Source organism: Haloarcula taiwanensis, assembly GCA_002844335.1.
Classification (GTDB): domain Archaea; phylum Halobacteriota; class Halobacteria; order Halobacteriales; family Haloarculaceae; genus Haloarcula; species Haloarcula taiwanensis.
On sequence record CP019154.1, the window covers coordinates 659,722 to 673,278 of the forward strand.

16 protein-coding genes are annotated in these 13,557 nt (G+C 65.3%); 6 read left to right on the forward strand and 10 right to left on the reverse strand.

Annotated features, from left to right (window positions below):
- Positions 1-14: 14 nt before the first annotated feature.
- The 4 genes from BVU17_03430 to BVU17_03445 all read right to left on the reverse strand — a co-directional run bounded on the left by BVU17_03430 (position 15) and on the right by BVU17_03445 (position 4,391).
- Positions 15-1,124 carry a glutamate--cysteine ligase gene (locus tag BVU17_03430; protein ID AUG48824.1) on the reverse strand — a complete coding sequence of 370 codons (1,110 nt, stop codon included), beginning with the start codon at positions 1,122-1,124 and terminating at the stop codon, positions 15-17.
- A gap of 213 nt (positions 1,125-1,337) precedes the next feature.
- Complete coding sequence (locus BVU17_03435) at positions 1,338-2,162, reverse strand: aldehyde oxidoreductase (protein ID AUG46620.1); 825 nt, start codon at positions 2,160-2,162, stop codon at positions 1,338-1,340.
- Between the two features lie 83 nt (positions 2,163-2,245).
- Positions 2,246-3,211, reverse strand: coding sequence for a hypothetical protein (locus BVU17_03440; GenBank protein ID AUG46621.1), 966 nt, complete (start codon positions 3,209-3,211; stop codon positions 2,246-2,248).
- Between the two features lie 205 nt (positions 3,212-3,416).
- Positions 3,417-4,391 (reverse strand): molybdenum cofactor biosynthesis protein MoaB, encoded by a 975-nt coding sequence (locus BVU17_03445; protein ID AUG46622.1) that lies wholly within the window; start codon positions 4,389-4,391, stop codon positions 3,417-3,419.
- A gap of 404 nt (positions 4,392-4,795) precedes the next feature.
- Between BVU17_03445 and BVU17_03450 the strand changes: the two genes are divergently transcribed.
- Positions 4,796-5,116: a hypothetical protein gene (locus BVU17_03450; GenBank protein ID AUG46623.1), complete on the forward strand. Its 321-nt coding sequence runs from the start codon at positions 4,796-4,798 to the stop codon at positions 5,114-5,116.
- Between the two features lie 42 nt (positions 5,117-5,158).
- Positions 5,159-6,898 carry a PAS domain-containing sensor histidine kinase gene (locus BVU17_03455; GenBank protein ID AUG46624.1) on the forward strand — a complete coding sequence of 580 codons (1,740 nt, stop codon included), beginning with the start codon at positions 5,159-5,161 and terminating at the stop codon, positions 6,896-6,898.
- Between the two features lie 9 nt (positions 6,899-6,907).
- Here BVU17_03455 and BVU17_03460 read toward each other — a convergent pair whose 3' ends face one another.
- The 3 genes from BVU17_03460 to BVU17_03470 all read right to left on the reverse strand — a co-directional run bounded on the left by BVU17_03460 (position 6,908) and on the right by BVU17_03470 (position 8,923).
- Positions 6,908-7,606 (reverse strand): short-chain dehydrogenase, encoded by a 699-nt coding sequence (locus tag BVU17_03460; GenBank protein AUG46625.1) that lies wholly within the window; start codon positions 7,604-7,606, stop codon positions 6,908-6,910.
- A 70-nt stretch (positions 7,607-7,676) separates the two neighbouring features.
- Positions 7,677-8,240, reverse strand: coding sequence for an isopentenyl-diphosphate delta-isomerase (locus tag BVU17_03465; GenBank protein AUG46626.1), 564 nt, complete (start codon positions 8,238-8,240; stop codon positions 7,677-7,679).
- A 47-nt stretch (positions 8,241-8,287) separates the two neighbouring features.
- Positions 8,288-8,923 (reverse strand): helix-turn-helix domain-containing protein, encoded by a 636-nt coding sequence (locus BVU17_03470; protein ID AUG46627.1) that lies wholly within the window; start codon positions 8,921-8,923, stop codon positions 8,288-8,290.
- 153 nt (positions 8,924-9,076) lie between these two features.
- Between BVU17_03470 and BVU17_03475 the strand changes: the two genes are divergently transcribed.
- The 4 genes from BVU17_03475 (at position 9,077) to BVU17_03490 (ending at position 11,729) form a co-directional block, all read left to right on the forward strand.
- Positions 9,077-9,535 (forward strand): hypothetical protein, encoded by a 459-nt coding sequence (locus tag BVU17_03475; GenBank protein ID AUG46628.1) that lies wholly within the window; start codon positions 9,077-9,079, stop codon positions 9,533-9,535.
- A gap of 101 nt (positions 9,536-9,636) precedes the next feature.
- Positions 9,637-9,942, forward strand: coding sequence for a hypothetical protein (locus BVU17_03480; GenBank protein AUG46629.1), 306 nt, complete (start codon positions 9,637-9,639; stop codon positions 9,940-9,942).
- Positions 9,943-11,016: a radical SAM/SPASM domain-containing protein gene (locus BVU17_03485; GenBank protein ID AUG46630.1), complete on the forward strand. Its 1,074-nt coding sequence runs from the start codon at positions 9,943-9,945 to the stop codon at positions 11,014-11,016.
- Between the two features lie 65 nt (positions 11,017-11,081).
- A complete protein-coding gene (locus tag BVU17_03490; GenBank protein AUG46631.1) occupies positions 11,082-11,729 on the forward strand; it encodes a bacterio-opsin activator in 648 nt (215 codons plus the stop codon).
- 18 nt (positions 11,730-11,747) lie between these two features.
- Here the strand turns inward: BVU17_03490 and BVU17_03495 are convergent, their stop codons facing one another.
- The 3 genes from BVU17_03495 to BVU17_03505 all read right to left on the reverse strand — a co-directional run bounded on the left by BVU17_03495 (position 11,748) and on the right by BVU17_03505 (position 13,550).
- A complete protein-coding gene (locus BVU17_03495; protein AUG46632.1) occupies positions 11,748-12,908 on the reverse strand; it encodes a hypothetical protein in 1,161 nt (386 codons plus the stop codon).
- A 1-nt stretch (position 12,909) separates the two neighbouring features.
- Entirely contained in the window at positions 12,910-13,143 is a 234-nt protein-coding gene (locus BVU17_03500; protein ID AUG46633.1) for a hypothetical protein, read from the reverse strand.
- Positions 13,144-13,253: 110 nt separating this feature from the next.
- Positions 13,254-13,550, reverse strand: a complete 297-nt coding sequence (locus tag BVU17_03505; GenBank protein ID AUG46634.1) for a hypothetical protein — start codon at positions 13,548-13,550, stop codon at positions 13,254-13,256.
- Between the last annotated feature and the right edge of the window lie 7 nt (positions 13,551-13,557).

The following is a 13,557-nucleotide window of genomic DNA, read 5'->3' on the forward strand; positions in this document are numbered from 1 at the left end:
TAAACTGTCCCGTCTCAGTCGAGTGCGACCGGCGCGGCCTGTCGGACGTCGTCCTGGAGCCGGTCGGCGTGTTCCAGGCGAATCTCGCGGGCCTCGCCTTCCGTGACCGGTTCCGCCCTGTCGAAGGTCGGCGAGACCGGGTCGTAAGCGTCCACGTCGAAGCCCATCCGGTCGAGGTACGCCGCCACGTCGGCGCTGACCCCGTCCCGGATAGCGTCGTTGGCGTAGTCGAGGACGGCGTCGAACTCCGGAAGCACGATTTCTTCGTCGGTCACCCCGCCCGTCGCCCCGCCGATTCGCACCTTGGTGCCCCTGAGGTGGTCCATCAGGGACGCCACGTCGTCGGCCAGCCGCAGGACCCGGCTCGGGAGCGCGGCGTCCGGCGACCGCCACTCGACGGTGCCGAACTCGTCCCGGAGCTGGACCGGCGTCCAGATGGCGCTCTCGGGGTCGAAGTTGGCCGCGACGGTCCGACGGTCGATACCGGCGTCGATGGCCGCGGTCACGAAGTCGTCGTAGCGCCGTTCGAGCCGGCGGTCCCACTCCTCGGCGTCTTCGAGGTACGACCACAGCCACCCCTGGTGTGGCACCGAGTCGTACGCCATCCAGCGGTACAGTTTCGAGCGGGCGCTGTCGGCCAGCCGCCGGCCGCGGAAGTACGGCGACGACGAGACGAGCGCCAGCGCGGGGTCGACGGCGATGAGCGCGTTCAGCTGGTCGATGGCCCGCCCCGGCTGCTGTTCGACGTGGATGTGCGTGCCGGCACAGTGGCGCACGTACTCGAAGTCGTCGCCGACGACGCGGTTCTGAATCCGGGTCCGGTCGCTCGGTAGCTCCGATATCTCGTCGGCGTTGACCGGGGTCGAGAGCGGGACGAGGCGCTTCCCGAGGTCGTCGGCCCGCCGCAACACGTCCCCGAGCCGGTCGAGGAGTTCCTCGTGCAGTTCTGTGGCTGTCTCACACGGCGTCGTCTTGACTTCAAGCAGCGGCTCGACGAACTCCCGCTCTGCCCCCGGAGTTGCGTCGACGAGCGCGCCCGGCTTGACCAGCCGGCCCGCCTCGTCGACGACCCAGTACTCCACTTCGACGCTCCGTCGTATCGGTTCGGATTCGTGTACTGACACAGTGACCTCGCTGTGGGTTCGGCGGTGTGTTCCCCCGCTGTAGTTCAGTGGTAACACACCACACGAAAACTGCGGCCAGACGGGTTATGATAGTTACGCGATTAGTAATATTTGCCCCCACGAGCGGCAACGATTATCCGAATAGCTGCCGGCAAACCGAACAGACATATCACAATCGGGCGAACACCCGTCATTACTGGTTCGGCATGGCGCTCAGAGCGGCAACTGCGACCGGACGAACTGCATACCGGTCTTGACCTTCGACGGGTCCCGAATCCGCTCTCTCTCCGCGTCGGTGAGTTCGAAATCGAACACCGCGAGGTTCGCTTCGAGATGGTCGCGGCTGGATGCCTTTGGAATTGCGGCCACGCCGTCCTGCTGGAGGAGCCACCGGAGCGCGACCTGTGCCGGGGACTTGCCGTAGCGGTTCCCTATCTGAACGAGCGCGGGGTCGTCGAGGACGCCGCCGCGGGCCAGCGGGCTGTAGGCGGTCAGGAGCACGTCGTGGATGCGGCAGTAGTCGAGCAGCTTGCGCTGGTCCCAGTAGGGGTGGTACTGCACCTGGTCGGTCAGGATGGGGGCCGTGGAGATGTCTCGGGCCTCGTCAAGCAGCGACGGCGAGAAGTTGCTGACGCCGATGTGGCGGACCAGCCCCTCCTCGACGAGGTCGTTCATCGCGCCGAGCGTCTCCGACAGCGGGGCCATCCACGGGGTGTTCGGCCAGTGGATGAGCAGGAGATCGAGGTAGTCTGTCCCGAGTTTGTTCAGGCTCTCCCGCGTCGACCGGCGGACGCTTCGCTCGTCGCGGTTGGACCCGTCGAGCTTCGTCGTCAGAAACACGTCTTCGCGGTCGACCGCGGCGGCCTCTATCCCCAGTCCGACCTGCCGCTCGTTGCCATACGCCTGTGCGGTGTCGATGTGGCGATAGCCCATCTCCAGAGCCGTTTCGACGGTTTCACGGCAGGACTGGCCGGTGAGCTGCCACGTCCCGAGGCCGAGTGCGGGGACCGACGTTCCCTGGACCTGAATGTTGTCCATGCACGGTGTTGGAGGGGACCGGTGAAAAGTCAGTGGCTCCGGCGCACCGCGGTCTCGAACCGGCCTGCGCTACTGTACCGTCGCTATTGCTCTAGGATAGTCCCGCCCGAACCGACCGCAATGTCGGTGCCGCCGCGGACGACGGCCTTCAGGTTCTCGCCGGCGGGGGTCTCCTCCTGGGTCCAGTCACCGCCGCCGAAACCGTACACCTTGCCGCCGCCGCCGACGGTGTAGCCGGCGCTGTCGTCGTCGGTGACCTCGATGTCGCGCAGGCCGGCGTCGCCCGTGTCGGTCGGCGTCCACTCGGAGCCGTTCCAGTGGAATATCATGCCGCCGCCGCCGGATATCCACACGTCGTCCGGGCCGTCGGAGTCGACGCCGTAGAAGTTGACGTTGGCGTCGGCCAGCCCTATCTTGTCCCACGTCGAGCCGTCGTCGGTGACGAAGACGCTCTTGTTGCCGTCGACGATGTGGCCCGAGCGGACGCCGTGGAAGTCAACGGCGTTGATGGCCGACCCGGAGCCGGGCGTGGTGTAGTCCCACGTCTCGCTCGCGCCGTTCTCGAAGCTGAAGTACATCTTGCCGGAATCGCCGGCGACGTAGACGTTCGCCTCGCCGGCCGCCCCGGTCACGGACACGTCGTTGAAGTTGTTGGTGACGTCCATCGGGGCGCTGTGGTCGGTGAGCACGCCCGACTCCACGTCGTACTCGCCGATAGCGCCCGAGGCCCCGACGAACCAGAGGGCCTTCCCGTCGTCGGTCACGTCGGCCCCGTAGAGGCTATTTCCGTTGCCAGTCGGGCCGCCGCCGATGACCTTCTGCCAGCCCTTGCTGGTCCGTTCGAGGACGATGCCGCCACCCGCCACCGCGTACGCACCGGCCGCGGTGTATTCGACGTCGTGGAGGGTGTTCCCGGTCGGGGACTCGACGGACTCCCAGGGGCCGGCCGCCGCAACCGTCCCGGAGAGGGCCGCCCCGCCGAGTGCGGCTGCAGCTGTCGTGCCGATACCCTTGAGTACGCCGCGTCGTGTCGCGTTGCGATCGGACATGACACCCGGTCCTGTGGACTGTCTCCACTTCAATGGGGGGCGCAGTTAACGACCTTTCACAGCGATTTAAACGTTTAAACGGCCGATATTCGAGGGAATTGCCCGTCGGACATAGAAAATTGGCGGCCCGAACCGAACCGATAAAATATCAGGTTAAGTCGCGTAAACGGACACAAGACTGATACCGCGAATCCATCCCGTCGCCTCAGGACAGGTCGGCGACGAGAGACGGGGCTTCCGCCGCGATGATCTCGTCGATGGCGACACGGGCCGCCGCCGGGTCCGCGGGCAGACAAAACACCGGCGTTTCGTCAGCGATACCTGCCGTCGCACGGATGGAGATGACACCGGCCCCCTGTTGCTCGAAGAGCAGTGCTCGGTACACCTCTTCAAATCCCGGGAGGGCCTTCTCGAACAGCGGGTGGACTGCTTCGAGGGTCTGCTCCGACCGCGCGACGCCGAGACCGCCCGCCGTGACGACGACCTCCACGTCGTCGCGGCCGACCAGCCTGTCGATGGTCCCCTGGATACCGTCATAGTTCCCTCGCAGTCGCTCACGGGCTGTAACCGTCTGTCCGGTGGATTCGAGGGCCGCTTCCACCGCCTCGCCCGTCGGGTCGCCTTCTTCGGTCGCCGTCCCGACCGTGACGACAGCGGTGGTCACCGACTGTTCCTGTGACGTGTCGTCTTGGCTTCCTGTCTGTGCTGTCGGCGTATCCGTTGTCTGAACCGCCGCTTCCTCTGGTGTATCTGCCGATTGGGTCGCTGCCTGTGCCTCGCCGTGGCGTTCCCTCTGTGCGTCCTCGTCAGGGCTCTGTGTCGTTGCAGCAGTCACTTCACCGTCCTGCGTTTCGGCCGCTGACTGGTTGTCCGAACTTTGGGCTGTCGCCTCGTCGATTTGTTCCGCCACAGAACTGTCGGCTTCGGCCGCCGTGGTGGGTTCGTCGCGGTTCTCAGCGGTATCATCCACTGCAGCAGTCGCTGTGCTGTCGGATTCTCCTGTCGCTATGTCATCGTTTCCCGACTCTGTGTCGGCCGCTTCGGTGGGTTCCGAAGCGGTGGCCTCGGTGTCAGTATCGACGGCCGCGGATTCCTCGTCGTCCCCTGTCTCACCCTCTGCTGTCTCGTCGTCCCCGTCAGTCGGACCGCGGCGTGTGTCACGGGACTGGAAATCCACCATACTCGTTCAACGGTCGGGGTGAATAAATACCCTGACGACCGTTTGTGTGCTTACTATTGATATAATATTTGAAACCGATAGCCTTAAAATATAGTAAGAAGGACAAAAATGTATGGCTGGGAGATACCACGTCGTCTGCCATGAGTGTGCGTTCGAGGGACTGTACGAAGAGTCGTCGGTCGCGGAGGGGCAGCGGGACGCACACGCTTCTGCCAGCGGGCACCGGATGAGTCTGGGTGACATCTCGAGCCGGGAAACGCCCGGGCTGTCACAGTAGCGGGACCGTTAGCGTTTTGCGCACGCTTGCCTGATTCTGACCTATGCAGCGACGTTGTTCCGTCGGTATTACTGGAGGGTGTCCATCGTGACGCACCGTTCGAGCGGGCGCGACGGGGTGGATGTCGATGGCTGACGACGAGTCCGGCTACGTCCACCGTCCCGACACGGAGCCACAGTCCACAGACCGCTCTCGCACAGACGGTGAGACAGGCACGGACCCCACCGACGGTCCCGAGTTCGGGACGAGCGGCTGGATTCTCGTCGGGATGATCGGCGTGGCGTTCCTCCTCGTTCCCGGCGCAATTTTGCTTTTGCCGTCCGCACAGGGCGTCATCAGTAGCTTCGGCCTCACACTCAGAGACGCCTATCTCACGCTCCCGCTCGTTCCGGCGTTCGTCCTCGGTGCGCTCGCGGTGTGGTCCGCGGTTCGCTCGCAGTCAGAGTGACCGAGAATAATTATATCAGGGACGCCTTTGCTAAGCTACTGAATGGTCCTGTCGCCGCTTACTGTCGTTTTATTGTCGGGTGTCGTCGGCATGGGCGTCGCCTTTCTGGTGTGGCTCCACCGGGACCGGCCGGGTGCAGGACCGCTGGCAGTGTTCGTCGTTGCGGCGAGCCTCTGGGCCGTTACGTACGGTATCGAGCTTGCTGTGCCGGGGCTGGCAACCATGGAGCGACTCGTCCAGGTGCAGCTGACGCTCTCGGTAATCATCCCCGTCGCGTGGCTCGTGACGGTTATCGAGTACACGGGGCATCCACACTGGCTCACCCAGCGCCGAACAGCGCTGTTGCTTATCGAACCGGCGGTGTTTGTCACGCTCGTGTGGTCGAATCACGCACACGAACTCATCTGGTCCGGTCGCGGGACGCAGTACGTCTCGGCGTCGTCGGTGACGCTCGTGCCCGCGTACGAAGTCGTGTACTGGGGCCACATGTCCTACATACTGCTGTTGATCCTCGCCGGCGGTGTCCTCCTGTTACGAATGCTGTTCCGGTCGAATCAGGTATTCCAGGGCCAGGGGCTCGCACTGCTGCTCGCCATCGCCGTCCCGACGGTCGTCCAGACGCTGTTTGTGCTCGGTGTGCTGCCGACCGCCTTCGACCCGACGAGTCTCGGGTACGTTGCATCGGGAGCCGTCCTCTCGGTCGCTATCCTCCGCGGGCAACTGCTCGACGTGGCACCGGTGACCCGAGAACTGGGGCGAGAAGCTATCTTCACCGAAATGGACGATATGGTCATCATTGTCGACGACGAGCGCCGCATCGTCGACATCAACGCGGCCGCCACGGCGTTGCTTGACGGTGACCAGACCGCGGTTCTGGGCCGCTCGCTCTCTCAGACATCACCGACACTAGCCGAGACGGTCCCCGGCCCTGGCGAGCAAACACAGACCGAGATGGCTCTCGACCGTGGCGGGAGTGTGCGGTACTACGACGTGCGCGTGATACCGCTGTACCGCGCGTACGGCGTTGTTTCGGGCCATCTCATCAGCCTCCGGGATATCACAGACCGCCGACAGCGCGAACAGCGGCTGGACGTGCTCAACCGCCTGCTCCGACACGACATCCGAAACGAGATGAACGTCGTCAAGGGGAACGCGGACCTGCTCAGGGATACAGCCGACACCGACGAGCGCGAGCGACTCGACCGCATTATCAGCACAGTTGACGACATCGTCGACCGAAGCAACAAAATCGGGCGAGTCACCGAGGCGTTAGAGACCGAACAGCACAGCCCGACAGCGCTTCGCCAACTACTGGAATCGGTCGTCAGCGATGCCCGGGACCGCCACCCTGACGTGGCGATCACGCTCACCTGCGAGGATGATATCTGGATTCGGGGTGGTCCGTCGGTCCTCATCGCGCTGGAGGAGCTAGTCGAGAACGCTGTCGAACATCAAGCAGCCGATGCGGACCGAGTTACGGTCGAGATTACGGCGACGCGGGCCGGTGGAACGCCGGGCGCGCGTGTGGCCGTTCACGACAACGGTCCCGGTATCACCGACCACGAGCGCGAGGTCATCCGTTCGGGGACCGAAACGCCGCTCAAGCACGGCTCCGGCGTCGGGCTGTGGCTCGTCAACTGGATTGTCCGGAACCTTGGCGGTCGGATGTCGTTCCCCGATACGGACGAATCGGGAACGACCGTAGAGCTGCAACTGCCAACGGCTGAGCCCGCCCACGCGACGGACGACCCAGTGGCGGCCCACAGCGAGAACGCTGACTGACCGTAGCTGCTACCACTCGATTTCGGCCTTGTCGCGCCAGAAGCGTCCGCTTGGTGCGTCGGGTCGGAAGCGGGCGAGCCAGACCGGCGTCTCGGCCCCCTTCTCCGGCGTCCGCGGGGCGCTGCCCTCAGTCATGTCCGTCTGGACGTAGCCCGGACACACCGAGTTGGCGACCAGCCCGTCGGCCGCGTACTCGCCGTCGAGGTACTTTGTCAGTCCGTTGACGCCCGTCTTCGAGATTCGGTAGGCCGGCGTGCCACCCGACTGGCTCTCGGTAATGGCTCCCAGCCCGGACGACATGGTGACGACGCGGCCGCCCTCCTCGGCCAGCAACAGCGGAAGGGCGTATTTCGTCATGAGGACTGCCCCCCGGAGGTTCGTATCGAGGGTGTGGTCGATGATGTCGGTCGGCATCTCGTCCAGCGGGTCACGTGAGTCCATCACGCCGGCGTTGTTGACCAGCACGTCGAGGTGACCCTGTTCGCGCTCGATGCGGTCGACGGCGGCGACCATCCCCTCGTCGTCGGTCACGTCGAGTTCGACGGCGTGGCGGTCCGTGGCCTCGATGTCGTCAGTATCGCGTGCGCCGGCGTACACAGTCGCGCCGAGGTCGACCAGCCCGTCAGCGATTGCCTTTCCGATGCCCCGCGTCGCTCCGGTAACGAGGGCGACCTGCCCGTCGAGGGAGTCATAGAGCGGAACGTCCATACCCGAGGTTGGGCGGCCGAGCCGAAAAGAAGGGGGGTCGTGGCGAGGCCGCCGCGGCGTCGGGGCCGACCTACCGTTCCTCGTCCCGGCGCATCGCAATCTCGAACCAGGGACAGAGGCGCAGTTGCCGGTAGTACTCGGGGTGCTCGCGTAGTCGCTCGTAGGGAACCCACATGAGACCGTCGACCTCCTCGGGGTTCGGTTCCAGCGACGTGTCGTGGAGTGTGGCCTGTAGGACCGCACAGACCTCCCATTCGAGGCCGGCGTTCTCATAGTAGCGCTTGTACTCGAACCGGTCGGTCACGCGGAGGTCTCCGTACTGCGAGGGGTCGATACCCAGTTCCTCTTCAAGCCGCTCCTCGGTGGCTTCGACCTGCGTCTGGCCCTGGACGGGGTGAGAGGCGACGGTGCCGTCCCAGTGGGTGTCCCAGAGGCGTTTGTTGGCGGCGCGCTGTGCGAGCAGGATTCGGTCGTCCTCGTCGAACAGCAGGGCGGTGAACGCGCGGTGGCGAACCCCGTCGCCGGTGTGGGCGTCGAGCCGATTGACCAGCCCCTCCTCGTTGTCGTCGGCGTCCACCGCGACGACCTCTTGTCGAGCGTTTTCGTGCGTCTCGTCGACCGCGTCGGAACTCATATGTCGTACCTCTCACAGAGGCGCGTATTACGCCCTTCGACTTCCCGTCACCGCGCCGGGTGGTCCGACACGAACTGCTTGAGTATCTGCTCTTCCGCTCGATGGAGCGTTTCACTGCAGGTCGACTTCGCGATACCGACTCGGTCCGCAAGCTCTGTTAGCGAGCACTCCCGCGGCGTGTCGTAGTAGCCCGCCTCGATGGCCTCCTCGACCAGTTCGAACTGGCTCTCGGTGAGCACCTGTTCGGTTTCGAGGTGTTGCCGGATGCGGTCGACGCTGAAGGAGATACCGAACTCCTCCAGCTGCTCGCCGAGTTCGGAGAGCCGCTCCTGTGGCGCGGAGATGTCCCAGACGGCCTCCCCATCCGAGAGCGTAAACGGCATCTCCAGCGGGACGCCCGACCCCTGGACCGGGAACAGCAGGAGCGGCATCGACGTCTCGAACTGCACCAATGCGCTGTCGTCGCGGTGGGAGAGGATTTCGAGCGTGGTGACCGACTCCCGGCCCTCGATGTCGCGGAGCACCGCCGGGAGGTCGTCGGCTGTGATCTCCGCCAGTCCGACGCCGGAGTCCTCGCCGGGGAGCGCCGAGAGGATTCGGAACGTCGCATCGTTGTACGTGCGCGACACGTCGCCGATCCAGATTTCGTCCGGAATCGTGAGTGTGAGTTCAGCGTGTGGCATTGGTGTATCCGAATATATTCGCCCAACCTCTGCGGCCGTAATCCCGAACATGTTCGTCTACCCATGGCTCGGACAAGAACCTTGGGGGACCTGTCGTGTGCTCTCGGCGCGAGCGTCGGGCATGCAAGACCGACGGGCCGAACATCTACGGGTATGGCGAACGCTTATTTCGCCGGCCACTGGCCGTCTGGTATGGAGCGCGTCTCGCTGACTCGGACAATCCCGGCCGATCCGGAAACAGTCACTGATCTGATAACCGACGTGGAGCCGTTCATGATCGCGGCAGGATTCGACGAGGTGACGCTGGACGGGGACGACCTCGGCATCACGAACCGCGTCGGTCTCTTCGAAATCGAACTGGACCTCGAAATCGTCGAGACTGACGCAGTGCTGCGGTACGAGCAGCGTCAGGGCATCTTCGAGTCGATGATGACGGAGTACACGGTCGAAACCGTCGATGAGGGGACCGAGGTGACGGCGATGACGGAGTACAGCGCCCTCGACCTCCCCGTGCTCGGCGAGATGCTCGACTCGACCGTCATCTCCCGACAGCGCACGAAGGAACTCAACAGGCAGTTCGACTGGCTCGTCGAACAAGTATCATCGCGGTAAACACGAGTGTGACTGTTCGAGTGACCGCCTATCTGTTCTCTATTAATATCCCGAACATATTCGGGAAAGGACCGAGGGACACCCGCCGGTAACGGGTACCTATGAGCCACTCCCACGAGGACCTGCCGCCGGTTACGACCGAGGTCCACGACAACTCTTGGTCGGCGAACCTGGAGACGCCCGCACACGCCGATGACCTCGACGCCGTCGTCGAGCAGGCCGTCGACGCCGTCGAGATGACGACGGCTGGGAACCACGTCAATCTGGTGAGCCACGCCGATCACGGCCATCCCGAGACGTACCTATTCGACGCGCTTGAGGCGGCCTTCGGCGACAGCGTCTCAGTGGAGTACGTCCAGCAGTGTGGCTGTGGGGGCCACGTCACCCGCGTCCACCGGGAGGCATAGATGCACGGGAACCTCGACCTCGACCAGCAGCCGTTGGTGCTGATCTGGGAGGTGACGCAGGCCTGCGAACTGGCGTGCAAGCACTGCCGGGCCGATGCCCAGCCGCGCCGCCACCCCGACGAACTCTCGACGGCGGAGGGGAAGGCGCTGCTTGACCAGGCCCGCGAGTTCGGCGAGGGCCAGCTGGTCGTCCTCTCGGGCGGGGACCCGCTGACCCGCGAGGACCTCCCGGAACTCGTCGCCTACGGGACCGAGCAGGGCCTCCGGATGACGATGACCCCGAGCGGGACGACCTCGCTGACGCGGGACCGGCTGGCCGAACTCGACGACGCCGAGCTCCGGCGGCTGGCGCTGTCTATCGACGGCGGCGACAGCGACGCCCACGACGCCTTCCGGGGCGAGTCCGGGAGCTTCGAGGCGACGATGGAGGCCGCCGAGGCGGCCCGTGACCTCGACATACCGCTGCAGATAAACACCACCGTCTGCGCGGAGACGGTCGAGCAACTGCCGGCGATACGGGACCTCGTCGCGGACCTCGACGCGGTGCTGTGGTCGGTGTTCTTCCTCGTCCCGGTCGGCCGCGGGCGGGTACTGACGCCGATTCCCCCCGAGCGGGCCGAGCGCGTACTGGAGTGGCTCCGCGAGGTCAGCGAGGAGGCGTCGTTCGGCCTCAAGACGACCGAAGCGCCCCACTATCGGCGCGTCGCGATGCAGAATCAGGACGAGGGTGCTGCCGGGCTCAAACGGCGGATGGGTATCCGCGCTGGCAAGGGGTTCGCCTTCGTGAGCCACACCGGCGAGGTGTATCCGTCCGGATTCTTGCCTGAGTCGGCCGGCAACGTTCGAGAGGAAAGCGTCGTCGACATCTACCGGGAGTCGTCGCTGTTCCAGCAACTCAGAGACGACGACGCGCTGACGGGCAAGTGCGGCGCCTGCCGGTACCGGTCGGTCTGTGGCGGCAGCCGGTCGCGGGCCTACGCGACGACGGGGGACCCGCTGGCGGCGGACCCGCTGTGTGACTACCAGCCCGAGGGGTTCGACGGGACGGTTCCCGACCAGCACCCGGCAGATTGAGGGGATTTTTCACTCCGTGGGAACGCGCCTCGCCCGTTTTGTAACACGGTGTCACAGTATTCGGTATGAGCGACTCCGGCATCAGAGTGGAGCTATCGGTCGATGCCCCGGGGGCCTGTCCGGTGGCGAGCGTCTCGGACGAGGCGGGCGCGGCCGTGACCGATGTTGCCCGAAGTAGCCCAGATGCAGACGGGCAGGTCATCGAAGAGTTCACCGCGACGGGCACTGACGGAGGGGAAATCGAGACACGGGAAGACATGGACAAGGTGTTCTCGACGGGCACCGGCGCCCGCTACCAGTTCTCTCGGTCCCGAACCGAGTGCGTCTGTGAAGCGGTCGAAACGTATGACTGTCCGGTGGCAGATATCCGCGCCGAGGGCGGACAGCTCCACCTGACATTTCACGCTCCCGATGTCGATCGGGTGCGCGCCATCGTGACGCGGCTGAAAGAACTGTACGACGGCGTCTCGCTCCGGTCGATGCGTCGAAACGGTGACGTGGACCCGGCGGACTCGATACTGGTCGACCGGAGCAAGCTCACCGACCGGCAACAGGAAGTGCTCGAAACGGCCGTCGAGATGGGGTACTTCGAATACCCCAAAGGGGCCAACGCCGGCGACGTGGCGACGGAACTGGATATCTCCGTTTCGACGTTCGCGGAACACCTCGCCGCCGCCCAGACGAAACTGCTTGACAGCATCATCACGGAATAGGTCTCTGGTGGGTCGCCACTACTGCCAGCGGCGAGCGAACGCTGCTACCAGGAGATACGTATAGAGGAGCGCGCCGAGACCGCCAGCCGCTGTGCCGACTGGTCTCATCCAGCCGATACGGCCGACAAGACCGAGTAGCTGTATGCCGAGTCCGCTCCCAAGCAGTGCAATCGACAGCAGTGCCGTCCGGTCATCTGCACAGGGCCAGACGCCGACTGCCGGCGGGTAGAACTGGAACGCTGCCCCGACCACAGTGAGTCCGAGAAAGCCCGCCAGCATCGCCCGATAGTGCGCGGTGACCAGCGCCGGGCTCCGACCGGTTACGGCGACAGTCAACCCGAGTCCGATACCGACGACTCCGGCCACGACCGCCAACAGGACCGCGTAGAACCCCACGCGGCGTCGCTCCGACCGCAGAAAGAGGGCCAGATACGACAGCGCGAACCCAGCGACTGCGACGGCCTCGACGACGCCACCAATGAGGAGGAGCGTGCGGTCGAACAGCCCGAACCCGAGCAGCGCGGGACCGACGGCACCGGTCGCGACGACGACGGCGACGACCGGGCGCGGCACTGCCGCGACCAGAAACCGGGGGAACAGCCGGAAGCCGACGCCGAAGACGAACAGCGCGGCCGTCCCCGCGGCCAGCAGGTGCGACAGTTGCTGGGGGTGGACCGACCCGAAGCCGGCGGTCGTGGCGAGCGCGCTCCCCGCGGCGAGCGCGAGGTAGCCGAGCGCAATCGGGACCGCGACGTTGGCGGTTCGGTCGACCGGCTCCCGGTGGGCGTTCGCGCCGCCGGTCCCCGTCGCGGTGCCGGTGACGTTTCCGGCAATCGTCCACCCAAGCGTTCCGAGAAAGACCCCGACGCCGCCGACCCAGAGAAGGGTTCCCACTGGTCGGAGCCACGACGGGCCAAGCGGCGCGAGCGCCAGCCCTGTTGTGCCGAGGACGGACAGCGGGAACTGGACGGCTGGCCCCAGTTCCCACGCGAGGTCCCGTTCGAAGTACGGCGGCACGAGCGCGTAGGCCTTCCCGAACAGGACGTGCAGGACGAACCCGTAGAGACCGAGCGTGACGACGACTCGCCGGGGGGCGGCGACCGCCATCGCGGCGTGAAAGCCGACGAAAAACAGCGCGCTGGTGGCGACGAACCACCGCGAGGCGCGCTCGGTCCGCATCTCAGTCCGGCCGTATCGTGATGTGCCACTTCTCGTCGGCGACCTGCTCCGCGTCGTACTGATACCCCTTCTTCGTGAGAACGTCGTACAGCGGCACCGGCTCGAAGCTGTTCACCAGCCGGAGCGCCTCGTCCTCGCTGACCGAGTCGAGCGCGTCCATGATGTGCCCGAACGGTTCCCCGTCGATGTCTCGAACGTCGAGTTCGCGGACCGCGTCCTGCTGATCTGTGCTCATACGTCCGATGATGGTCCACGCCAGTCAGGCGTTTGTCCCGAACCTGTTCGGGCGACAGCACAGTGTCACTCACGGACAGTCCGGAAACGGGCCGTCGCTGCCACCCGCGGTTACCGAAGCGTCGTGTAGCTCAGTCCGGCGATGGCGATAAACTGCAGTGAGCGCAGGACCAGTACGGCTTGCTGGACGTGTGGGTCGCCGGCGTAGAAGCTCTGCATCGAGAAAAAGAAGTAGACGGCGATGGCGTTCTCGGCGAGCATGGCGACGGCGAAGGCGATGAGGCCGGCGACGAGTCCCGTCCGGAACGTCGCGTAGTTGCGGACCCAGACGCCCAGCAGCGGAAGTAGTAACAGGACGTTGAGTCCCGCGAGCGCCGCCGCGGCGGTGATGAGCGGTCCCATCGCCATTAGCGCC

Coding starts and splice junctions, on each gene's coding strand:
- BVU17_03435 (AUG46620.1), bottom strand. CDS start 2,162: ATGGACAACATTCAGGTCCAGGGAACGTCGGTCCCCGCACTCGGCCTC.
- BVU17_03440 (AUG46621.1), bottom strand. CDS start 3,211: ATGTCCGATCGCAACGCGACACGACGCGGCGTACTCAAGGGTATCGGC.
- BVU17_03445 (AUG46622.1), bottom strand. CDS start 4,391: ATGGTGGATTTCCAGTCCCGTGACACACGCCGCGGTCCGACTGACGGG.
- BVU17_03450 (AUG46623.1), top strand. CDS start 4,796: ATGGCTGACGACGAGTCCGGCTACGTCCACCGTCCCGACACGGAGCCA.
- BVU17_03455 (AUG46624.1), top strand. CDS start 5,159: ATGGTCCTGTCGCCGCTTACTGTCGTTTTATTGTCGGGTGTCGTCGGC.
- BVU17_03460 (AUG46625.1), bottom strand. CDS start 7,606: ATGGACGTTCCGCTCTATGACTCCCTCGACGGGCAGGTCGCCCTCGTT.
- BVU17_03465 (AUG46626.1), bottom strand. CDS start 8,240: ATGAGTTCCGACGCGGTCGACGAGACGCACGAAAACGCTCGACAAGAG.
- BVU17_03470 (AUG46627.1), bottom strand. CDS start 8,923: ATGCCACACGCTGAACTCACACTCACGATTCCGGACGAAATCTGGATC.
- BVU17_03475 (AUG46628.1), top strand. CDS start 9,077: ATGGCGAACGCTTATTTCGCCGGCCACTGGCCGTCTGGTATGGAGCGC.
- BVU17_03480 (AUG46629.1), top strand. CDS start 9,637: ATGAGCCACTCCCACGAGGACCTGCCGCCGGTTACGACCGAGGTCCAC.
- BVU17_03485 (AUG46630.1), top strand. CDS start 9,943: ATGCACGGGAACCTCGACCTCGACCAGCAGCCGTTGGTGCTGATCTGG.
- BVU17_03490 (AUG46631.1), top strand. CDS start 11,082: ATGAGCGACTCCGGCATCAGAGTGGAGCTATCGGTCGATGCCCCGGGG.
- BVU17_03495 (AUG46632.1), bottom strand. CDS start 12,908: ATGCGGACCGAGCGCGCCTCGCGGTGGTTCGTCGCCACCAGCGCGCTG.
- BVU17_03500 (AUG46633.1), bottom strand. CDS start 13,143: ATGAGCACAGATCAGCAGGACGCGGTCCGCGAACTCGACGTTCGAGAC.
- BVU17_03505 (AUG46634.1), bottom strand. CDS start 13,550: ATGGCGATGGGACCGCTCATCACCGCCGCGGCGGCGCTCGCGGGACTC.